This window comes from Dyadobacter sp. HNCC25DJ184 (genome assembly GCF_056895215.1).
Genome location: NZ_JBXHAQ010000010.1, coordinates 198,801 through 221,308 on the forward strand (window position 1 = coordinate 198,801; position 22,508 = coordinate 221,308).

Here is a 22,508-nt window from a genome sequence, read left to right on the forward strand (position 1 = left end):
AATTATCTATAATTCTATCAGTTGAGTGTCAAAAGAATAAGCGTAAGACCAGCCGTTCCCGGCATGTTCCTGCCGGTTTGATAATTGCCTGAAATTTGTTAAACTTATTTTTGGGGCTTACGGATTTTTGTTCAACTTTTAAACCGCACAAAGGCTTGTACTTTAAATCTAAAAAACTGTATTCAAAATGAGAAAGGTAGTATTATTTGCGCACATGTCGCTGGATGGTTTTGCTGGAGATATAAATGGTGGACTGGGTTTTTTGTCATATGACGAAGAACTGGAAAAATATGCGGCGGAGCTGATAAACACAGTAGGGTCACCCCTATATGGCAAGACTACTTTTCAATTGATGGAGGGTTATTGGCCCAATGAACTAAATAATCCCAACGCCGGCAAATTCTCGTCGGAACATGCGCGATGGGTGCACGATATTCCAAAGGTAGTTTTCTCAACAACTTTGGACAGCGTGACATGGAACAATACCACTCTGATCAAAGATAATATTGTTGAAGAAGTGAATTGGCTCAAACAGCAGCCAGGCAAAGACCTGGTTATATTCGGCAGCCCCGGGCTTGCCAAAAGTTTTATGAATCTGGGGCTGATAGACGAATATAAACTCACGTTGCACCCTGTGATATTAGGGAGTGGTATTAAGCTATTTGATATCAACAGTACTATGAGTTCCCTGAAATTGCTCGAAACAAAAACGCTCGGATCGGGTGTGATTGCAGTTCACTATTCAGTGAATATATAAGAGCAGTGCTCTTTCTGTCTACCCAAACTTAGAAAATATTCGGCTAGCAAGCATGCGTAAGATTATACCTAATTAGCATTTATTTCTATTCTTTGGGTTTTCTTTGTTCCAGAATTCTTTGGGTGATTTTGGTTATAGCGGAATAAAATATAATGGGGGCCATTAAAATAGAAGTAACTATGACTGAAATTAAATATATCAGCCCCAATATTAATTTTAAGAGAAATTCTATTACTTTAACCATTTAAATCGTGCGTCCATCAGGATTTCCGGGATTCATAAAAATATTCCGAACCTATTTGATAAAAATCATTCAATTGTAATTCAATAAATTGAGTAGAATCTTTTTGCATTGTACTTAAAATGTACAAATAGTTGGAAGAAATTAAGTCCGCTTCGTCAGTATAATAATGATTGAGTGTTAATTTGTGCAAAATTTTAGAATATCCCACTTGAAAACCCTTTTACTCTCCCTGAAATTGTTGACGCTGTCGGCAAGTATTGCTGTTGCTCAAGATATGATTTACAAACACAATGGCGAAAAGCTGAATGTCAAAGTCCGCTATCTGACCGAAAGCAAAGTCATCTATGGCCTTAACGGTGATCCGAAATCGGTTTCTTTTATTGGAAGACCGGAAGTAGAAAAAATCGTTTACGAGACGGGATATGTTCAGCAGATTTCACGTAAAATTGTGGTTCAGAGTGTCGATGACTGGAAGAACGTCGTCATCACTTACAACCAATTTGATGTCGTTGGCTTAACAAAAAAAGGTGAGATACGTTCTCACTATGGGGATAAAACTGAGCTTCGCAAGAAGGCGGCTGACGAAAAAGAAGTTGAGAAAATCCAGAAATCTGCCGCCGCAATCGGTGGGCATATCGTTTTTGTTAAAAGAGAGAATCTGCCGAATAAAAAAGCAGAACATACCGATACTGAACCACATGTAGTTGTCTACGGGTACTAATATCAAATCGAATCTTTATTTGAGGATTTCGGCCTATCCGAGTGGCAATCCCTCAAGTTCTGAAGCAACTTGCGTTTGATGTCCAATTTTTTCTATTCAGGGATATTTTTTCTTACCTGATCAAAAAGAAGGTCGGGAAGAAAACGTTTCAGGTATAGTGCTGCAACCTCCTTAAATCCTCCAATATAAATCTCTTTTTTGTCTTTCCTGACAGCATCTAATATTCTCCTGGCACACTCATTAACCGGAATTCCGTTGGCTTGATTGCTATCCATTTTGCCAAATTTATCGCCGGCTTTATCGAGCGCATTCAAAGATATGTTGGTTTGAATATACCCTGGGCATACGGTTGTAACGTGGATATTGTCTTTATACCCTTCTGCACGTAATGAGTCGTAAAATCCTTGCAATGCATGCTTGGCTGCATTATATCCTGAACGCATAATCGTTCCTATTTTACCGGCCACACTGCTGATCACGATAAAATGTCCGCTTTGTTGTTTCACCATATAGGGCAATACCGCTTTTGTAATAGCAACCGTGCTGAAAAAGTTTACATTCATTAACTGTTGATATACCTCAAAAGAAGTATCCTGTATGTAAGATCGTTGACTTACACCTGCGTTGTGAACCATAATATCAATCCTGCCAAAATGGGCAACTGCTTGATCAGCAGACTTTTGTGCTTGATCAAACTGAGTTACATCCATCGGTAAAATCAGCACATCCTGATCTGCCAGCCCGCTTTGTTTTTTAACTCTTTCAAGTTCATCTGGTCTTCTGGCGGTCAAAACGAGTTTGGCGCCTTCTTTGGCAAAAGCAATTGCAATCGCCTCCCCGATACCGGACGAGGCACCTGTGATCCATACTACCTTATTTTGAAAGCTATTCATATTATCAGCGTTTCCCGGTCAGGAAATATTATTCAAAAAACTTTAACGATGCCTTTTCCTTCGTAACCTCAAGCTCAGCATATGCCCCGGTTACCATCGGTCTGTTATCCGAAACGTGACCAACCGGAAAGTTGTAACAAACCGGATAGTCGAACCCGGAAACATGTTCTTCAATAATTTCATAGATACTTTTCCCGAATACCGGAGCAACATTATCTTTTACATCCGAAAACTGCCCGACAATTAATCCTGCCAAAGAAGATAGCTTTCCGGCGCGTCTCAGTTGCAGCATCATCCGGTCCAGATTGTATAAATATTCGTTGACATCCTCGATAAAAAGAATTTTTCCCTCCGTATTGACTTCCGTTTCCGAGCCGATCAAATGGGCAAGCAGACAAAGGTTTCCGCCAGTAATTTCCGCAGAAGCTATACCAGGGCGGTTCATGGAGCCTCCATCAATTTCATACGCGGGTAGTTCTCCGAAAAGTAGTTTCATCAAAGTTTCCCGGGCGACTTCGGCACCTTGTTGCATCATGGATTTCACCATCGGCGCGTGAATGCTCTGAAAACCCAAAAGCTGAATTCTGGAAAGGACAACGGTAAGATCACTAAAACCGACAATCCATTTTGGATTCTGGGTAAATTTCGAAAAATCAAGCTGGTCAATGATTCTCGAACAGCCGTAACCACCTCGCGCCGCTATGATTGCGTTTACTTCCGGATTATCCAGCATTTTTTGAAAGTCGGCCAACCTGTCTTCATCTGTGGCTGAAAACTGGTTGAAAGAGCCACGCAACGTGGAACCTTCCAATACATTTAATCCTAATTCTTGCAATAGTTTGATTCCGGGAACAAGATCTTCATAGTCAATTACACTTGCCGGAGCTATAATTCCAATGGTATCGCCCTGTTTTAAAAAGGGAGGTGCTATTTTGTGAGGCATGCTAGAAATTTAAGGTTTCCGGGACAGGATTTCCGGCGGTAGTATTGAACGATATCTTAAATAAAGACGACATCTTCCACGAGATTGGACTTCATTTCCCGGTTAATCAGCTCCACGATTTTCGATTTTGCCCGCACGAGTTCGTTCCGTAATGGCGCCGACTCGATCTGTAAAAAAAGCTTATTGTCTTTGATGAACACCTTTTTGGTTCTGGAGGCAATCGCCGTTCCCATAATGGTATCCCAATGGGCAACAACATATGACTGATCAAAGCGGTTTCGCAAGTGATATTTCTCCAACATCTGATCAATTGCGTCTTTAAGAGGAGTGATTCCTGGACGCCTTGAAGCTTTTTCTCTATCGAAACGGTATTGTTGGGCCATAGTAGTGAGCGATTACCACAAAGGTAAAAAAGTATTCCTGATTTGATCCAACATTTGCATATTCCGTGTTTCGGCCTTAATATTGTGTCATCAAGTCAATTGCTTCACCAGTATATAGTAATTGATTTATAAAGAAGAGGCGAGAGAATGGGCTCTATGAACCTCTGGCAACCTGCTACCACGACGGAGAAAGGTGCTAATTCCCACCTAAGCAATTAGGAGATATAAACTCAATTAGTAAATGAAATTATTCTATTCTTTTTCGGGCCGTAAGGCTTTTGGTCGCTATCCGCTAATTTTCACCGGCAACATTGCAGGAGACAAATTGGCAGGATCTTTTTTTGCGTCTTTACTTTCCATTTCTGGAGCAGGGAAAGCGTATGGAAATAAGGTGCATGTAGAAGGAGTATTCGGTGTAAATAGCAGACTGACAAGTTGTTGTTTCAATTGTTATAATTAAAAATGCTTTTGCACCCATGCAGGCAGAACAAAAAATATTTAAGTATCCATATGCTTTTTCGCTGGAATTGGGCGATGAATTAAACGGCTTTGAACTGGCATATACCACCTACGGAACCCGGAATGAAAACGACGACAATATCGTGTGGATATGCCACGCGCTGACTGGGAGTTCGCAGGCAGCCGAATGGTGGGACGGGTTGGTAGGTGACGGGAAATACTTTGATCCGGAAAAACACTTCATCATTTGCGCCAATATTCTGGGTTCTGCATATGGATCTACGAATCCATTGTCAATCAATCCAAAAACGCAAAAGCCTTATTATCAAAATTTCCCGATCATTACCGTTAAGGATGTCGTTGCAGCGTTGGAAATACTCCGCCAGGAATTGGCTATCAACAAAATAAAAATCTGCATCGGTGGATCGTTGGGCGGTCAGCAGGCGCTGGAGTGGGCGATTGAGGTTCCTGACGTATTTGACGAATTGATATTGATCGCAACAAACGCGCTGCATTCGCCATGGGGAGTTGCATTCAACGAATCGCAGCGTATGGCGATCGAAGCGGATCCTACTTATGATGAGGAAAGAGAAGATGCCGGTAGCATGGGAATGCGTGCCGCCAGGTCAATTGCGTTGCTCTCATATCGTAATTATGATACTTACAATTTTACACAGGCAAGAGATAATCCGGATCAAATCGACGATTTCCGTGCTTCGTCTTACCAGCAATATCAGGGCGATAAGTTTGTAAAACGGTTCAACGCATTTTCATACTGGACGTTATCAAAGATCATGGATTCGCACAATATAGGCCGAAATCGTGGCGGGATCGTGCATGCTTTGGGTCTCGTGAAAGCGAAAACATTGGTGTTAGGTATCAAATCAGACCTTTTGTTTCCAATATCGGAGCAGCAGTTTTTGGCGAGACATATTCCAAGAGCGAGCTTCCAGGAAATTGATTCTCTATATGGGCATGATGGTTTTTTGATTGAATATAAACAACTTACACAGGTTATCCGGGCGTGGCAGGATAGTAACGGGAGGCTGGAGTTGGCGCAGATTGAGTGAGCGGTTATGATTAAAAGGAGGAAATGGAGGATGGAGACCGACGAAATTCGAAGGATCGCTTGATTTTCTGCTAAACTGGCTCCGATTTTTTCAAACTGGCATGAAATTAAATAGTTAATTTGAGTCCCGCATTTGTGTGGGACTTTTTTTAAATTTAAACAGTTTACTGAGGAATTTGGACCCGCGCTGATCATAATCAAAGCAGAACCAACTGATATAACGGTCAACTGAAACTAATAACTAACTAACCACTAACAGCCAAAAACATGCGAAGACTCGGAGGCAGACTCATTTTTGCAGTTGTCATCGTTCTGGTGACTTTATTTACCTATTTCAGCAAAACTCAGGAAAATCCGGTGACGGGGGAAAAACAGCGGGTCAATCTTACTCCTGAGGAGGAGGTACAGTTGGGGCTTCAATCGGCTCCTCAAATGGCAGCAGAATTTGGTGGGCTATATCAAAACGAGGAAGTACAAAAGGATGTCAAAATGGTTGGGCAAAAGTTGGTGAATACCACGGAAGCCAGCCGGTCGCCATATAAGTTTGATTTCCACGTATTAACTGACCCAAATACCGTTAATGCTTTTGCAGTTCCGGGCGGACAGATTTTTATTACCGTTGGTTTGCTTAAAAGGTTAAAGACCGAAGATCAGCTGGCCGGTGTTTTAGGTCATGAAATGGGGCATGTAATAGGTAGACATTCGGCGGAACAGATGGCCAAGGGGGATTTATTACAAGGTCTGGCAGGTGCTGCTGGAGTGGCCGGCGGCGATTATACTTCTGCCCAAACAGCTCAGTATGTGGCAAATCTGGTGAACTTAAGCTATGGACGTGATGACGAGCTGGAGTCAGATGATTTCGGAGTGAAATATATGTATCAGGCCGGATATGATCCACACGCACTTTTGGGGGTCATGGACATTTTGGCAGAGGCTTCAAACGGTCAGCAGCCTGCCGAGTTCATGAGCACGCACCCAAGCCCGGCAAACAGAACTGAAAAGATTAAAGCTGCTATTGAAAAGTATAAAGATCAGCAAGCTAACCCTAAATGATTTTAGCTGAATTATAATCGGTTGGGTATCAAGACTTCGTCAAGGTCTCTTCCATATTATACATCGTACTGATCACACGCATTAATGCTGCCGCGCGGTCTACTTTCACAGCTTTTTCATGATGATGATCCCCGACGTTCAATACTTTTTGGGCCTTCTTCCTGTCTTTTGAAAAACGAGATAATTCTTCTTCATAATATTCAACAAGCAGTTTTGTCTCTGAGCTGTTCGGGGTACGGCAGACAATACGCTGAAAAAGTTCATTGATCTTTTCGGTGGCGGTCAAATTCTTCGCATCGGTACGTTCCGCCAGCACTCTCGACGCTTCCAGTACTGTCGGATCATTCAGCATCACCAATGCCTGCAACGGCGTGTTGGTTTTTTGCCTTTTCACCTCACAAAGGTCCCTATTGCTACCGTCAAACAAAATCGTGGTGGGAGGTGGCATGGTGAGTTTGATAAACGTATACATTCCACGGCGATACAGTTCCTGCCCGGTATCCTGAACATATCGGGTAAGTTCTCCGCGACCAGCTGTGCTCGCCTCCCAAAGGCCTTTTGGCTGATATGGCTTTGCGCTTGCCCCTCCGATTTTGGGGCTGATCAATCCGCTGGTCGACAGTACAATATCCCTCACCATTTCGGCAGGAACCCGATATCTTGTGGCTCTTGAAAGGTAAATATTGTCAGGATCCTGTTCTCTTTTCTGATCTGTAATCCGGGAAGACTGCCTGTACGTCGCGGAAGTCACAATTTGTTTGACCAAACGCTTCATATCCCAACCATGATTCATAAAATCGACCGCCAACCAGTCCAGTAATTCAGGATGGGTAGGGAGATCGCCCTGCATTCCAAAATCACCAGATGTTTTAACAATTCCTCGGCCGAAAAACTCCTGCCATACCTGATTTACAAATACCCTGGCAGTCAATGGATTATCCTTGCTTGTTGTCCATTTGGCCAAACCAAGACGGTTCTTTGGATATCTCGTAGTATCGAAATTCATCACGGCTTTTAAGCCGCTTGCTGTGACAATTCGTCCAGGTTGATCATAAACGCCACGATTGAGTATATGGGTGGTCCTCAGCGTATCGTTTTCACCCATTACCGAAACCTCCAACTTCGCAGTATCCTGACTATTCACAAACGTCAGCAGGTTCCTTACTTCTTCCTGAGAAATAGTCAATATGGGAGTTTTGGCCGGTCCGCCACCGACACTGCCATCAAACCCTTTTTCCCTGGAATTATTGAAAAAAGCGAAAAGCCGATAATAATCCTCCTGCGAGATCGGGTCGTATTTGTGGTCATGACATTGGGCACATTCGACGGTTAATCCCAAAAGCGCACTGCTGAAAGTCTTGGTTTTGTCAAGGTTATATTCAATTCGATACTCTTCAGGTATTACGCCATCCTCTTCGGTGATCTTATGGTTTCTTAGAAAGGCAGTTGCCAGAACCTGCTCCTTTGTGGGGTTTGGCAACATATCACCGGCCAATTGCCACGTCAAAAATTGATCATAAGGCATATTCCGATTCAAAGCGCTAATAAGCCAGTCTCTCCACGGCCACTGGGTTCTTAGACCGTCATTCTGATATCCGAACGAATCAGAAAAACGCGAGATATCAAGCCAATGCAAAGCCATTTTCTCTCCATATGTCTTCTTACTGATCAATTCGTCGACCATCTTTTCATATGCATCTGGACTCTTTTCGTTTGCAAATTTTTGCTGGAGCTGCAGGGAGGGTGCCAAACCTGTCAGGTCGAGTGATAACCGTTTAAGCAATTCTTCAGGCTTTGCTTCCTCACTGGGTTCAAGGCCAAAGTCCTCCATTTTGGACAGCGTGAAATAGTCGATTTCATTTTTGGGCCAATCGTTGTCGCTAACTTTTGGTAACGGGGACTGTTTTGGAGCAACAAAAGCCCAGTGCTGTTCATATTTCCCGCCTTGTTCAATCCATTTTTTTAGAATACCAATTTCATGCTCATTCAAGGTTCCTAAATGAGATTCGGGTGTAGGCATCTGATATTCAGGATCCAACGAACTGATCCGTTTGTAAAGTTCTGATTCTTCCGGCTTACCCGGCACAATGGCGAAATGCTTTCCGTCTTTCAATTTGGCATATGCACTTTCAGCCATATCCAACCGAAGACCGGCTTCGCGCTTTTTGGCATCAGGACCGTGGCAGGCAAAACACTTGTCGGAAAGGATGGGCCGTACGTCAAAATTGTAAGAAACCCTGTCATGAGAAGAGGTTTTACTGATTGTTCCATTTTTCTGAAAACACGAAACCGCAATAATGATGAGTACCAAAACTGTGGCCAGATGTTTAAAGTATTTGCTCATCATCATTGTACGTCTAATAGCTGAAAAGTGGCTGGGAAAGCGCAAACCCGAAGGTGCGCTGCATTTGGTATTATAGGAGACAAAAATTGTATTTTATATCCATTTCTGCCAATGACCAATTGATATTGTTGTGTACTATTTTGGCGAGGTCTTGCTGGTTTATAAAAAAGAAAGAGGTTTACTTGTCTGACTATTAGACAAATAAACCTCTTTCAGTATGCTATCAGGCTAGTTAGCCCCTCAGTTTATTTCTTTACCAACGTAAGCAATTTTTCAGGTTCGTTGGTTGTGATATAGTCAATTCCTTGATCTATAAGCGATTGCATGGTTTTCTCGTCGTTCACCGTCCAGGCGTTGGTAACCAGATTCGCATTTTTAAATTCTGACAGCCAGTTCGGTTTTGCCTTGAACACATTGTAATGATAGTCAACACCGCTCAGGCCGGATGCCTTGATTTCCTCAGGAGACTTTTCACCGTTCAGGTAGCAAACTTCTGCTTTGGGGGCAAGCTCTTTTACCTTTTTACATACGTCAAAATCGAAACTGATATAGTCGGTTATCTTGTCTGTTTTCGTCGCATTTACAAGCTCCACACATTTTTGAGCCAGTATCAAAGACCTTTCCTTACTGATTCTGGAGGCTTTGATTTCTAATATCAGGCGTGTTTTCTTCTGTTTTGAACCTGCATTCAGATATGACTTTAACGTCGGTAAAACTTCTCCGTTAGACAGTTTAACTGTATCCAATTGTGCAGAAGTTGATTTTTCGATATCCAATCCGTGAATTTCGTGATCATGGCTAATATATAAAATAGAGTCGGCTGACATATGCACGTCAAATTCGCTGCCGTAACACTTCATATCGATAGCTGCTTTCAGGGCCGCAATTGAGTTTTCAGGAACTTTTGTATTTTTCCAGGCACCACGGTGAGCGATCACTTTGGTTTGTTTATCTTTTCGCGTCATGGCAGTCACGGTCATCAGGCAAAGGAGACTTAACGAATAAATTAAAATAATTTTTCTGGATAACATATGCAGGTATTGATTCAAATGTTAAGGTTTGGAATATCTTCAGAACGCAATATTACGAATGCCCGCGATAAAGTGGATTAAGATTATGTGAAGACTAGCTAGTCAAGGCCTGATGTCTTTCGACGGTCACCACAATATGCTTCGAGGTTGGGGTGTTACTCTTTTTCGCCACGCTTGAAATCGGAACAAGAACGTTGGTTTCGGGGAAGTACGTAGCACATGAACCTTCCGGGATGGAATATTCGATCACAATAAATTTCCTTGCAATACGCTCAATTCCATCGTCATTATTTCTTATATCGACGACCATGTTATCTGCCAGGTTGAGTCTGGAGATATCTTTTTCGTTCATTAATATCACCCTTCTTTCATTGTATATGCCTCTATATCTGTCATTTAGCCCATATATGGTTGTATTGAACTGATCATGACTTCGGATCGTCATCATCACCAATTCATTCTCTCCGACCACCAGAGCTTCTGCTATACCGATGTTAAAGTGCGCTTTTTGAGATTCGGTATTGAACGTTCCTTCTCGCGAACAATTCGGCAGGTAAAATCCGCCCGGCACCCGGACTTTCTCGTTATAATCATCAAATCCGGGGATGGTTCTTTCAATATCCGTTCTGATTATATCGTAATCTGTCGCATATTTTTCCCAGTTGACCATCGATTTTTTGCCTAAAGTCGCCTTCGCCAACTCGCAGACAATTGCGGGTTCGCTCAACAGGTTTTCTGACACAGGATCCAGAATACCTCGTGACAACTGCACAACCCCCATGGAATTTTCGCAGGAAACGAACTGATTTTGTCCGCCGGTCATGTCTCTATCGGAGCGTGCCAGACAGGGTAGGATAATGGCTTCTTCGCCATGTACCAGATGGCTACGGTTGAGTTTGGTGGAGACGTGAACGGTTAACTGACAGCTACGGAGCGCTTCAGCAGTAAAATTGGTGTCAGGTGTTGCCGAAAGGAAATTGCCACCCATACCAAAGAAAACCGTTGCCTTGCCTTCGTGCATGGCTTTGATTGCTTCCACGGTATCAAAGCCGTGTTCCCTCGGAGCCTTAAATCCAAAGTTACTGTCCAACGCAGAGAGAAACTTTTCCGAGGGCTTTTCATAAATACCCATCGTTCTGTCGCCTTGCACGTTGCTATGACCACGTACCGGACAGGTACCCGCACCAGGCTTGCCGATGCTGCCTTTCATCAGAAGTAGATTAACCACTTCTTTAATCGTATCAACGGCATTTTTGTGCTGTGTCAATCCCATCGCCCAGCAAGCGATGATTTTTGATTTATTGGTTAAAAGTCTTGCAAACGCTTCAATTTCCGGAATGGAAACGCCGGAAATAGCAGATAATTCCTGAATGTCCTGTTGAAGTATATTGTGTTTAAAATCCTCAAATCCAATGGTTTTGTTATTAATAAAATCGTGATCCAGTACCATGAACGGATTTTTGGCTTCTTCCAGAAAAAGCAATTTTTCGACCGCTTGCAGAAGTGCGAGATCCCCGTTGATTTTTACCTGTAAAAAAAGATCCGTCAATTCGGATGATATCTGGAATATTCCGTTGAAAGTCTGGGGATTATTAAAACCCATCAGCCCCGTTTCCGGCAGCGGATTTACGGATATAATCGCTGCACCTTTTGCTTTGGCCTTTTGCAAAGCCGTCAGCATCCGGGGATGATTTGTGCCTGGATTTTGCCCTAATATGATAATCACTTCCGCCTCGTAAAAATCTTCGAGCTTGACAGACCCTTTCCCGATTCCCAGCGACTCGCCAAGGGCAACGCCGCTGCTTTCGTGGCACATATTACTGCAGTCGGGCAGGTTATTGGTACCATACTCACGCACAAACAACTGGTATAAAAATGCGGCTTCGTTGCTGGTTCTGCCCGAAGTGTAAAAAACTGCCTCGTTTGGCGAAGCCAACTCATTGAGCTTATTGCCAATTTTATTGAATGCTGATTTCCACGAAATGGGCTGATAATGAGTGCCTCCGACAGGAAGATACATCGGTTCTGCCAAACGGCCCTTGCCTCCGATTTCGTAGTCTGATAAGTGTGCCAGATCCTTGACTGAATTTTTGGAAAAGAAATCCGCAGTTAATTTTTTGGTTGTGGCTTCTTCGGCAACTGCCCGGGCTCCGTTTTCGCAATATTCTGCTATACCCGAGCGTTCGTCGTCAGGATCCGGCCAGGCGCAACTCGGACAGTCGAAGCCTCCTTTTTTATTTAGGTTCCAAAGCGCAGTTAAGCCGCGGTTTACACCCGCTTCACTGATTGTTTTTTCAAGTGCAGATATGACGGCGGGTATTCCGGCCGCCTGTTTCTTTATTTTACCCCTTTTAATTCCCGTAAAATCTTCCGGATTTTCAGACGAAGGTATTTCCGCTTCATTTTTCATACAGACCGCATTTGGATGGATATCATGCCTCTTTCAGCATGCTTTCGGGTTTTCGTAATTGTCAGACTGGTCTTCGGCCGAATTGTCGATACATTTAAAATCCTTTTCAATCAGGATATAAAGCGTTTCTGTCTCAGATACCGGCTGATTGCCGTCGAGGCCAATAATGTCGTTGTTGGGCCAATCCAATGCAAAGGAATCTGGTACACTGACTACGATTGTCTCGTCGCTAAAAGTTGCGATCAACTGCTTGTCAACAGCAGATTGAGCCAGCCTGTATTTCAAGACTCCAGTGCCAAAATTTGCCTTATTTTCCAGAACACCCTCAGTTGCCAACGTGGAAACTTCTGATTTAGATAGCCTGATTCTGAGTGTGTTGCCGCTGATTCGTATTTTCATAAGTTATTTTATTTTCATACAAGGCATAGAAGTTAACAGTAAAGATCGATGAGTTAATGAGGTAATTGCTTTTTTTCTGGCCGGTATTCTGTTTTGTGAAATGCCGGTACAGTTATTAATCACTATAATCGTTTCATCCCTTCGGGATTGCGTTGCTGTTCTATTTCTTTCTATAATCATTTCATCCCTTCGGGATTGCGTTGCTATTCTATTTCTTTCTATAATCGTTTCATCCCTTTGGGATTAATCTGCTATTCTATTTCTTTCTATAATCGTTTCATCCCTTTGGGATTAATCTGCTGTTCAACTTCTTTCTATAATCATTTCATCCCTTCGGGATTGCGTTGCTGTTCAACTTCTTTCTATAATCGTTTCATCCCTTTGGGATTAATCTGCTGTTCAACTTCTTTCTATAATCATTTCATCCCTTCGGGATTGCGTTGCTGTTCTATTTCTTTCTATAATCGTTTCATCCCTTCGGGATTTTTTTGCTGTTCCACTTATTCTTTCTATAATCATTTCATCCCTTCGGGATTGCTTTGCTGTTCTATTTCTTTCTATATTCGTTTCATCCTTTTGGGATTTTTTTGCTGTTCCACTTATTTCTATAATCGTTTCATCCCTTCGGGATTACGTTGCTGTTTTACTTCTTTCTATAATCATTTCATCCCTTCGGGATTGCTTTGCTGTTCTATTTCTTTCTATAATCGTTTCATCCCTTTGGGATTAATTTGTTTTACTTTTCTTTAAAATCATTTCATCCCTTCGGATTTTCCAAGCTGGTATTAACCCTTTCGCCTGTCAATTCCGTTTACAAAAGCCTGAAAGGCTGACATGATTATAGAAAATACGATCATCGAAATTTACAAAACCCCGAAGGGGTGACACTTTCACTCATCCGCCACGAATAATTCTTTCAGGATTGGTGTAAATATTAAAACCATCACGTTTCAAAAAGCCCACCAAGGTAATACCGAACTCTTCAGCTGCCTGAACTGCCAGACTGGAAGGCGCACCAATGGCCGCCACTATTTTTATGCCTGCCATATATGCTTTCTGCAGAAGCTCGAAACTTGCCCGTCCACTTAGCAACAGGATGTTTTCAGAAAATGGCAACATATGCTGTACAAGACCTGTTCCGATAATTTTGTCGAGTGCATTGTGCCTGCCCACGTCTTCACGGAGCAATATCAACTCACCCGTTTTGGAAAAAATCGCCGAGGCGTGGATCCCTCCGGTATGTTCGAAAATTTCCTGCTGACTGAACAACTTATCTTTTAACGAAAACAGAACGTCGGGGGATACGCTGATGTCAGATGGAAAATTGTGAAATACCGAATGGGAACGAATGGAATCAATACTCGACTTTCCACACACGCCGCAACTTGAAGTCGTGTAAAAATTACGATCCGAAGTGTTCAACTGTGGCACGAAATCCGCTGCGGATACAACAGTGATAATATTATTGTCAAACGGATCTGATTGAATATCAACTATTTGGTTAGCATTGCTGATTATTCCCTCGGTAAAAAGAAAACCCGAGGCTAACTCCGCATCGTTGCCGGGCGTACGCATGGTAACGGATATACTTTTCGTTTTTAGATCCCCATCCAAACCATGCCTGATACGAATTTCCAACGGTTCCTCGATCGCCAGTATGTCTTCCTGCACTTTTTCCTGATCCCTTCCGATTTTATAGACGATGTGGGTAGTAACCGATATTGTTTCCATTTTTACGTTGCCTTGAAATTGCTTAAAGGTGCTCCCTTGGCAATAAATGATTTAGCTTTTTGATAGTCTTCTGTTGTATCCGAACTATATGTAACCTGCTTTAAGACAGGTATATATCGCTCTGTATGGTGATCTCGCAAAAATCGTTGCAACGAATACTCGCCATTTTTGAACATTTGCCGGAGGGGATTGCCACAATCCTTGGAATACCATGCCAGGAGGGGTTCATAAAATCCTTCTGCATTGAAAAAGGCAGCGGCCATGCTATTTCTTTTGGTATGGGTCAGAAAATGTTCAAGATCCGCAGCAGTTAAAAAAGGATAATCAATGCCAACAACGAGAAAGTCCTGATTTTGGAATTTGTCAAAAGCTGTTAACAATGCTGCCATCGGGCCTATTTCCGTATATTCTGCACTGTCTCCAATGGCGGTGATATCAGAAGATATTGATTTGACCTGTTCATTGTTACAGCTGATAATCACTTTGGTACAAAAACTTTTCAGCATATCATAAACATGAAAACGCTGTTCCTTTTGATGGTACACAAGCCGGCTTTTATCGACTCCCATTCGACTGCTCTGACCACCGCACACTACGAGTCCATAAAGTTGACTTTCAACTGACATATTTAGTTTGTTTGCGACGACGCGAAATATACCAATTTTTATGTTGGTTGTTTAACGCAGCGTTTGGGTGAGTACTCAGCTGAGTTTTTTGGATTCGCTATAAACCGGGTTTTAAACAAACTTATCGTTGTTTAGAAAGGAGTCTGGTGGGGACATTGGCAGCGGTTGAAAATCTCCCCATACTCCGCGTTGTACTCCTATCACTCTGCGTTTAATCCATTTTTACTATATTTAGAATAAAATTGAACCCGGAAAATGGAGCAGGGAGACGTTAAAATACTTAAAAAGAAACCGATATATCCCATCAATCCGGCTTTACGGAAATACCTGCGTTTCTACCAGCGTGATGCCCGGCTACCGGTTGGCTATTCGGACCTGATCAATTTTTACGAGTCGTTTCCGGTCACGGACAAAAATGGAAATGATACATTATGGGAATGCCCGCTATATCCTGCCCATGACATCGAGAAGCTTCATGCCGGGCTGAAAGTTGCATATGCCTTATTAAAAGCGTCTGGAAATCTGAAAGTTGTTCAGCATAAATATATTGAGCGCATTGATTATTGTAAATTCGGAAATTCCAACCCGTTCAGAATCAAGATAGTGAACCGGTTGAATGATATCTACGATTATTTTTATGTAAAAAAAGCAGATGCTTCGAGGATATACGGGCTCGAGCTGGAAGAGATTTTTTCGCCCAATCAGGTAAATTATTTGGTGGACGGAAATACTTTGATCGAGGAGCATATCGCCGGCATTCCTGGTGACGAATTTGCCAGAACACGACTGAATCATCCCGATTATAATCCCACACGAATTGCCAAGGAATTTGTAAAATTCAACGAACGCTGTATGATCACGCTTTTGGGCGATATGCGATCCTACAACTTTGTCATGCAAATTACCCCCGATTTTGACGCGTTTCAGTTCCACTTGCGGGCGATAGATTTTGACCAGCAGTTTTATGAGGGCAATCCTAAGGTATATATGCCTCAGTTCTTTAAGGAAAATTTGCCTTTTGTGAAACTTGCGATGGAGCATTTGACGGACAAAACCGTGCTTCAGTACCGCCAGGAAGAGCAGTCGTCTATCATGTATCAGGCGCGTAGCGAAAAACACCGTTTACGCGAACTTCGCGACATATCAATTAAAGACAATATATCAACTCCTGAAAACATTGAGGAATTGAGCACCGGCCTGGCTTCCCAACACAACGACTCGGCATATCTCCGCTGCAAGACCATGACGGATATCATCGAACTCAATATCAAGAATGTGATCCGGCAGGTTATATCGTGATATAAGGATTTGTAAATCAGCTGATTATTGATATTTTGCTAGCAATCTTTTACCAGGATTAACTACGGCGGCACGGACTGTTTGTGTGCTAACCTAACCTAACCAAAACAATCAAAATAGCAGGCGATCCGTCAACCGCAAATCCCTGAAAGCTGATTAGATCCGGATTATATATACCCCTTTTTGAATTTTTTGACTCCCGATCGTTGTGCTGTAAGTATGAAGTCAATGTATTTGTAAAATATGATTTTGTCGTATATTGGTGACATTAAAAATTCTGGCTGGAGTCGTAGCAATGGCCAGAGAATACCATAAACGGAATTATGTTTCGAAAATTTAAACTGACTCTTTTAGCCCAGTTATTTCTCTTTACGTTCCACTTCGCCCATGCACAATTGGATACACTTCACTGGCATGAAGGTATTCAACTCAAGCACAGTGATTTTGTAAATGAGGATGGTCCGGCATATGTCGATGTTGTGTTTGGCTATCAATATTATTTCCATCGAAACACTTTTGGAAAAGCCATTGCGATTATTGACACCGACATCTATCTGAATAGGCGGACGTCGACGATATCCAAGGGGTCTGATCATGACTTACGCTACGCCCAACTTGAGTTTGATATTGAAGGCTATTATGGAAAACTGGTTCGACAGGAGGTAATGAAGCTCGGCGAAATGAAGGGATCGAATGCGATTTTAACGCAGAAAGTAGAAAGCGTTTTATTTAATGTCGGACAGCAAATAGCTCAACTGAGAAAGGAATTTAGTAAGGACCTCCAAATGGTTAACAAAGATGATGCGCTCGGGATATGGGAGGTGAGAATATCCGAATTGCTCCGTAAAACTGCAGATGCAGAGGTTGTTAGTGAAATTGGAAAACTGCAGACAAATGTTTTTATGGGCATTGGGAGCAATTTCTTCCCTGGCAAAACTGGAACTTATTTTTCTAATTCAACAGGCGTGAATTTGGGTCTGGATTTTGATGTTAAACGGTCGAGATTTACCATGGATCTAAACCTGGGAGGTAATAAAGTAAAGAAATTTATTGAAAAAGAGGGAGAATGGGCTCCGGATTTAAAAACTACTGTCGCCTCTTTTGAATTTTCATATGGGTATAAATTTATGGTCAAAAAGTGGTCGACGATTCCATATTTTGGGTTCGCCGTCAATGAGATAACCCCAAGAAATAACAATCGGGAAGATAAGAGAAGTTTCACGGGATATAGCCCCGTTGTTGGAGTAGAGCTAAACAACACAATTCGTCTGCTGAGCACGACGGATACGCAAATCATACACCTGTATTGGAAAGCGAAGTTATCTATTTGTCCGACGAATTTTGTTCAAAAAGTTGCTGGGCCGCAGATTAACCTTCGGTTGGATATTGGAATGGCTTCGGTAATAGTTAAGAAAAAGCACTCGAAAAAAAGTAAATTAACATTTATATAACGACCAATATTTTAATACTATTTCCACTTCAAATCAACAAATAATCATGAAAACAACAATCCTTTATCTATTACTATTAATCTCGTTACCAGGCTTCTGTCAGGTTAATTTTACCAATATCCAAACTTGGGAAGAGGCATCAAAAAGGGCTCAGAAAGAAAAGAAACTCATTTTTATCGAGTTTGAAGACAGTAAATGTGCGCAATGCAATGAAGTAGCGGCGAAAGGTTTGTCATCAAGCATGTTGAGGGAAAAGTTTGCCCAAAATTTTGTTTCGATCAAATGCAACCTTGAAACGGAAGAAGGCCGCAAAGTTGGGGCAAAATTTAACGTGGAGCGTGGTCCGGTAGCACTGTTCGCTGATTCGAATGGAAATGTGCTCAACAAATTTTTAGGTTCGACGGATGCAGGATTTAAATATGCGGAGGAGGCCGAACTCGCGCTGACAAGGCGATCAGGTAAACAACTCAGTGATTATCAGAAAGACTATAATGCTGGCGAGCGCTCACTGAGATTCCTCCAGGAGTACATATCTAAACGCTCAGAGGCAAGACTTCCTGTCGACGAATTGCTGGATCAATATGTAGGCAGGTTAACAGTAGATCCACTGGAAAGTTTACAAACTGTCAAATTTATATACTCTCAAGGCCCTTCGGTCGACAGCCGGGCATACACTTTACTGCAGACAAGACAATCGCGGAAGATGGTTGACAGTTTGTATAAAACGATACCTTGGTCAGAGGCCGTTGATATTAACAATCGGATTATCGGTAACTCTTACCAAAAAGCTGTAAAAAACAAGGATCAGAATTTGGCTTTCGAGACTGCAAACTTTACTGCTCGGACGTTTGGAAACGATTACCAGCGGGGAAGTGTAGCGCAAAACAGGAATCAGCTTAAATTCTATTATGAACTTAAAGATACTGCGCAATATAAGCGACAGGTGATCGAGTTTTTAGAATATAATCATATGAGACTAACGGCTGACTCGTTGAGGAGAATGGATGAACGAGATGTAAAGGCCAGGCTACCCTTAAACTCAAAATCAGCTAATGTGCGGCCCCAAACTCTTAATTATGCACCTGCATCCCAGTTTTACCACCTGGATTTGAATGAGCATGCGTGGCATTTTTATGAGTTGTTTTCCAATGCCGATGATCTGGAGAGAGCATTGAAATGGTCATATCAATCTCAGGAGTTTTTCAACGCCCTAAATCGGAATACAGGTAATCCCATGAGACTAGGTAACCCGGCATATATCGATACTTACGCACAAATTTTGTACAAACTTGGTAGAAGAGATGAGGCCATCCAATGGCAAACGAAAGCAGTTGAAGCGCAAAATGTAACGGGCGGATCGTCTAATTCATATCAGGAGACTTTGCAAAAGATGAAGCTTGGGACTTTATGATGGAAGGATGAAAGGCAGGAAGGACGAAAGGGAGGAGGGTTAAAACCAAGCTCGGGCCAGTGGAAGGGCAACGGTGGGCGTCGTTTGTCCTCTGACCTTTTCGCCTTTAATCTAGTTTAAAAATTACCGACAAATAAACCCACACAATAAAAAACAGCTGCAAAGGAATTCTAAACCATAAGTGTTTCAGACCGTTTCCGTCATAAGTTCCTTTCTGATAGTCTAGATTTTTGACCGCGGCATATGTGTTTGCGGGAAGTATCAATATGAAAAAGACAATAAGCAAGGTGGCGGTCAGGATACGATAGGTTGGTAGGAAGAGGCCTAAAGCAAACACGATTTCCAGCAGGCCAGTGAAGTGAACTGCCTGTGTTTTGAAAGGAATGAATTGGGGAAGCATCAACGACATTCCTTTTGTGAAAACGAAATGACCGATTGCTGTGAATAAGAGCATTCCTGACATCGCGATTCTGGCGGCTGTTGAGATTTGATATTCATCAGTTATTAGTTTAATCCCTAAAACTGACAGACAAGATACGGTGAGTAAAACGATCAATGGCTTCATCTTTTTTTGAGTAAAGTTCGGCCGATTGAGACGTCCAAACAATGAACCCAGGTTAAGAAATGCGTTTCCGTATCCTGCTCAGAGCCTGAGGCGTTACACCAATGTAGGAGGCAATATACTTCAAAGGAATTTCCCGGAGGAGGTTAGGACGTTCTTCAAAGAGATTCAAATATCGCTGCTCCGCCGTGTCGTTTAGTAACGAAAGTTCACGTTTGGATTTTCTTAAAAACAAGTCTTCCGCGGCATGACGCCCAATCGCATTTCCGATTTCAGTTTGTTTGTACACGTCTTGCAAGTCTTCGTAAGTCAAACTCCAAAGTGTTGTTTCTGCGAGCGTTTCGATATTGTAAGATGATGGCATTCTAGTCAGAAATGAGTCATATGCGCTGCTGAATTCGTTGGCAAAGACAAAACCAAAGGTCAGATCATTTTCTTCTTTCGGGATATAGAAACGAACAATACCAGTTTCCACAAAGGATAATGAGTTTTCGGTCTGTCCGACTTTGAGCAGCGTCGTTTTTTTGGGATATACCCGCTTTGTTAATTTCGAGGAAAAGATATGCCAGTCGTTATCTGATAATTTCGATGACTTTTCGAGAAGCGTTCGGATTGGTTGCACTTGTTAATATAATTGCGGTGTTTTTCGTGTTAGTATATTAAAGATTCAAAAGAAGACAGATCTTGGTTCTTTCGACCAATGAAGTGCCAAGGCGTTTACAGCTTGGACAGGAAAAAATAATGATATTAAATTGAAAATATTGGGCTATGTGAAAGTGATATAGACTTCTACTTCCCCCAACATCTCCCTCAATTTCTCAAAACTAATAGCCTTCTGAATCGCATCGATGTTCTTCTTAAAGCTGCAGATCGTTTTCGAATCTAAGCTATATATTATTGAAAGAATAACCGCTCACGAATTGTACTTATTTAAGCGTTACTGCAAGTTGATTTTTATAACCTTCTGGAATTGAATGTATTGTAAATTCTATCTTAACTGCATTTATCTGATTTTTAATAAGTACCTTTGCAGTCCGGAAAAAACCGGTCAAAATATTTTTTAGCTAAAATCGGAAGGCGTTGAACCTTCGGCAGATTAACAATGAGCAAACACGGAAGAATCCTCGTCGCCATGAGTGGCGGCATCGACAGCTCGCTCGCAGCTGTTTTATTACACGAACAAGGCTATGAGGTAATTGGTATGACCATGAAAACATGGGACTATGCCAGTAGCGGTGGTACAAAAAAAGAAACCGGCTGCTGTTCGCTTGACTCTATCAACGACGCGCGAACAATAGCTGTGGAGCTTGGTTTTCCGCACTATATCCTCGATATCAGGAATGAATTCGGTGATTATGTCATCGACCATTTTACAGGTGAATATCTGGAAGGTCGCACTCCAAACCCTTGTGTTTTGTGCAATACGCATATCAAATGGGACGCATTGCTTCGCCGTGCTGACCGGCTCGATTGCGAATTTATTGCAACTGGTCATTATGCCAACATGAATATCCACAATGGTCGTCACTACGTTTCCAAAGGAATTGACGCCTGGAAAGACCAAAGTTATGTGCTTTGGGGCGTATCGCAGGAAAGTTTGGCAAGAACCAAATTGCCATTAGGATTTTTGCACAAATCTGAGATCCGAGATATGGCCCGCGAGAGAGGATTTATGGATCTGGTCAATAAATCAGAAAGTTATGAGATATGCTTTGTCCCTGATAACGACTATCGCGGCTTTCTGAAAAGAAGAATTCCGGGATTGGAAGCCGAAGTCGCTGGCGGAAATTTTGTGTATGAAGACGGAACCGTAGTTGGAAAGCACGAGGGATATCCCTTCTACACAGTGGGTCAGCGCAAAGGATTAGGTATTGCGTTGGGAAGGCCGGTTTTTGTGACAGAAATCAGAAAAGAAACAAATGAAGTTGTGCTAGGCGATATGCCCGATCTGTTCCGCGACGGCATGTATGTGAGCAAACTGAATTTACAAAAATATGCCTCCATCGAATCACCAATGGAAACAGTAACCAAAGTCCGTTACAAACATGAAGGAACTCCTGCGATCATCGAGCAACTGGAAAAAGATCGTATCGTGGCCCGCTTTCACGACGGAGTAAACGGTATCGCTCCCGGACAAGCAGCAGTTTTCTACGAAGGAGATGATGTGATCGGAGGAGGGTGGATTATGAAGAGTTTCAGGCAGGAGAAGGAGGGTTAAAAGGATAACAGGTGAAAGGGTTAGAAGGGTATTAACGAAGTGGTTTTCCATTCTCCGTTAATACCCTTCACCGTTTTAAGGATAATAATCAGCTTCTGAATCCTAGCCCCGCATCTTTCAGTGCCTTTCTCAACTTCGGCAGTGAACCCGGGCCCATTCCATGGAATTCTAAAATTTCTTTCTCGGTCTTTTTTGCTAACTCCCTGAGCTCAACCACACCGTTATTCTGCAGGGCACGGCGAGCAGGCGCCGACAGACTGGCCAGGAAAGTGTCCTCAGGCTTCGCATTGTCTTCGCATATTGGGCATACAGGACAGTCGCTGGATTTGTAATAAACATGTCCGTTTGGGCATGTCCGTTTTGTTTTGCGGCTTTCAGTCTTTTCAGTTGATTTCATAGAAGTTTCGCCGGAAAACGACTTGTCTTTCACTGCTTCTTATTTTCTAAATAGCTTGATGGTAATACTTCCAAATGCTTCGTATATTGATCAAATTAGTATTTCAA

At 42.4% G+C, this 22,508-nt stretch carries 21 protein-coding genes and 1 riboswitch; of the genes, 9 read left to right on the forward strand and 12 right to left on the reverse strand.

Annotated features, from left to right (window positions below; genetic code table 11):
* Positions 1 to 187 precede the first annotated feature (187 nt).
* Both AC1XUD_RS16610 and AC1XUD_RS16615 read left to right on the forward strand, forming a co-directional pair.
* A complete protein-coding gene (locus AC1XUD_RS16610) occupies positions 188 to 757 on the forward strand; it encodes a dihydrofolate reductase family protein (RefSeq protein ID WP_483362150.1) in 570 nt (189 codons plus the stop codon).
* Between the two features lie 452 nt (positions 758 to 1,209).
* A complete protein-coding gene (locus AC1XUD_RS16615) occupies positions 1,210 to 1,722 on the forward strand; it encodes a hypothetical protein (RefSeq protein ID WP_483362151.1) in 513 nt (170 codons plus the stop codon).
* Positions 1,723 to 1,814: 92 nt separating this feature from the next.
* Here AC1XUD_RS16615 and AC1XUD_RS16620 read toward each other — a convergent pair whose 3' ends face one another.
* The 3 genes from AC1XUD_RS16620 to AC1XUD_RS16630 are packed head-to-tail and all read right to left on the reverse strand — an operon-like array spanning position 1,815 to position 3,941.
* A complete protein-coding gene (locus AC1XUD_RS16620; protein ID WP_483362152.1) occupies positions 1,815 to 2,615 on the reverse strand; it encodes an SDR family oxidoreductase in 801 nt (266 codons plus the stop codon).
* 28 nt (positions 2,616 to 2,643) lie between these two features.
* Positions 2,644 to 3,558 carry a S66 peptidase family protein gene (locus AC1XUD_RS16625; protein ID WP_483362153.1) on the reverse strand — a complete coding sequence of 305 codons (915 nt, stop codon included), beginning with the start codon at positions 3,556 to 3,558 and terminating at the stop codon, positions 2,644 to 2,646.
* 56 nt (positions 3,559 to 3,614) lie between these two features.
* On the reverse strand, positions 3,615 to 3,941 hold the full coding sequence (locus AC1XUD_RS16630) for a DciA family protein (RefSeq protein WP_483362154.1): 327 nt from the start codon (positions 3,939 to 3,941) through the stop codon (positions 3,615 to 3,617).
* Between the two features lie 123 nt (positions 3,942 to 4,064).
* Positions 4,065 to 4,172: riboswitch (SAM riboswitch) on the forward strand.
* Positions 4,173 to 4,182: 10 nt separating this feature from the next.
* Between AC1XUD_RS16630 and AC1XUD_RS16635 the strand changes: the two genes are divergently transcribed.
* From AC1XUD_RS16635 to AC1XUD_RS16645, 3 genes are all read left to right on the forward strand, one after another.
* Entirely contained in the window at positions 4,183 to 4,401 is a 219-nt protein-coding gene (locus AC1XUD_RS16635; protein ID WP_483362155.1) for a hypothetical protein, read from the forward strand.
* Between the two features lie 16 nt (positions 4,402 to 4,417).
* A complete protein-coding gene (locus AC1XUD_RS16640) occupies positions 4,418 to 5,470 on the forward strand; it encodes a homoserine O-acetyltransferase family protein (protein WP_483362156.1) in 1,053 nt (350 codons plus the stop codon).
* A 266-nt stretch (positions 5,471 to 5,736) separates the two neighbouring features.
* On the forward strand, positions 5,737 to 6,522 hold the full coding sequence (locus AC1XUD_RS16645) for a M48 family metalloprotease (RefSeq protein ID WP_483362157.1): 786 nt from the start codon (positions 5,737 to 5,739) through the stop codon (positions 6,520 to 6,522).
* A 28-nt stretch (positions 6,523 to 6,550) separates the two neighbouring features.
* On the opposite strand, the gene AC1XUD_RS16650 is transcribed toward AC1XUD_RS16645, so the two are convergent.
* The 6 genes from AC1XUD_RS16650 to mobA all read right to left on the reverse strand — a co-directional run bounded on the left by AC1XUD_RS16650 (position 6,551) and on the right by mobA (position 15,063).
* A complete protein-coding gene (locus AC1XUD_RS16650) occupies positions 6,551 to 8,869 on the reverse strand; it encodes a PSD1 and planctomycete cytochrome C domain-containing protein (RefSeq protein ID WP_483362158.1) in 2,319 nt (772 codons plus the stop codon).
* Between the two features lie 242 nt (positions 8,870 to 9,111).
* Positions 9,112 to 9,831, reverse strand: a complete 720-nt coding sequence (locus AC1XUD_RS16655) for a glycerophosphodiester phosphodiesterase (protein WP_483362159.1) — start codon at positions 9,829 to 9,831, stop codon at positions 9,112 to 9,114.
* 160 nt (positions 9,832 to 9,991) lie between these two features.
* On the reverse strand, positions 9,992 to 12,307 hold the full coding sequence (locus AC1XUD_RS16660) for an FdhF/YdeP family oxidoreductase (protein ID WP_483362160.1): 2,316 nt from the start codon (positions 12,305 to 12,307) through the stop codon (positions 9,992 to 9,994).
* 33 nt (positions 12,308 to 12,340) lie between these two features.
* Positions 12,341 to 12,706: a DUF7009 family protein gene (locus tag AC1XUD_RS16665; protein ID WP_483362161.1), complete on the reverse strand. Its 366-nt coding sequence runs from the start codon at positions 12,704 to 12,706 to the stop codon at positions 12,341 to 12,343.
* An 894-nt stretch (positions 12,707 to 13,600) separates the two neighbouring features.
* On the reverse strand, positions 13,601 to 14,437 hold the full coding sequence (gene fdhD, locus AC1XUD_RS16670) for a formate dehydrogenase accessory sulfurtransferase FdhD (protein WP_483362162.1): 837 nt from the start codon (positions 14,435 to 14,437) through the stop codon (positions 13,601 to 13,603).
* A gap of 2 nt (positions 14,438 to 14,439) precedes the next feature.
* Entirely contained in the window at positions 14,440 to 15,063 is a 624-nt protein-coding gene (gene mobA / locus AC1XUD_RS16675) for a molybdenum cofactor guanylyltransferase (RefSeq protein ID WP_483362163.1), read from the reverse strand.
* A 255-nt stretch (positions 15,064 to 15,318) separates the two neighbouring features.
* On the opposite strand from mobA, the gene AC1XUD_RS16680 reads away from it, so the two are divergent.
* From AC1XUD_RS16680 to AC1XUD_RS16690, 3 genes are all read left to right on the forward strand, one after another.
* On the forward strand, positions 15,319 to 16,362 hold the full coding sequence (locus tag AC1XUD_RS16680) for a hypothetical protein (RefSeq protein WP_483362164.1): 1,044 nt from the start codon (positions 15,319 to 15,321) through the stop codon (positions 16,360 to 16,362).
* A 323-nt stretch (positions 16,363 to 16,685) separates the two neighbouring features.
* On the forward strand, positions 16,686 to 17,813 hold the full coding sequence (locus AC1XUD_RS16685; protein ID WP_483362165.1) for a hypothetical protein: 1,128 nt from the start codon (positions 16,686 to 16,688) through the stop codon (positions 17,811 to 17,813).
* Between the two features lie 46 nt (positions 17,814 to 17,859).
* A complete protein-coding gene (locus AC1XUD_RS16690; RefSeq protein WP_483362166.1) occupies positions 17,860 to 19,224 on the forward strand; it encodes a thioredoxin family protein in 1,365 nt (454 codons plus the stop codon).
* A 106-nt stretch (positions 19,225 to 19,330) separates the two neighbouring features.
* Here the strand turns inward: AC1XUD_RS16690 and AC1XUD_RS16695 are convergent, their stop codons facing one another.
* Positions 19,331 to 19,789 carry a DoxX family protein gene (locus AC1XUD_RS16695; protein WP_483362167.1) on the reverse strand — a complete coding sequence of 153 codons (459 nt, stop codon included), beginning with the start codon at positions 19,787 to 19,789 and terminating at the stop codon, positions 19,331 to 19,333.
* Positions 19,790 to 19,841: 52 nt separating this feature from the next.
* Positions 19,842 to 20,408: a Crp/Fnr family transcriptional regulator gene (locus AC1XUD_RS16700; protein WP_483362168.1), complete on the reverse strand. Its 567-nt coding sequence runs from the start codon at positions 20,406 to 20,408 to the stop codon at positions 19,842 to 19,844.
* Positions 20,409 to 20,888: 480 nt separating this feature from the next.
* Here AC1XUD_RS16700 and mnmA point away from each other — a divergent pair, with 480 nt between their 5' ends.
* A complete protein-coding gene (gene mnmA, locus AC1XUD_RS16705) occupies positions 20,889 to 22,004 on the forward strand; it encodes a tRNA 2-thiouridine(34) synthase MnmA (protein WP_483362169.1) in 1,116 nt (371 codons plus the stop codon).
* Positions 22,005 to 22,092: 88 nt separating this feature from the next.
* Here the strand turns inward: mnmA and AC1XUD_RS16710 are convergent, their stop codons facing one another.
* Positions 22,093 to 22,401 (reverse strand): DNA-directed RNA polymerase subunit alpha C-terminal domain-containing protein, encoded by a 309-nt coding sequence (locus AC1XUD_RS16710; RefSeq protein ID WP_483362170.1) that lies wholly within the window; start codon positions 22,399 to 22,401, stop codon positions 22,093 to 22,095.
* Between the last annotated feature and the right edge of the window lie 107 nt (positions 22,402 to 22,508).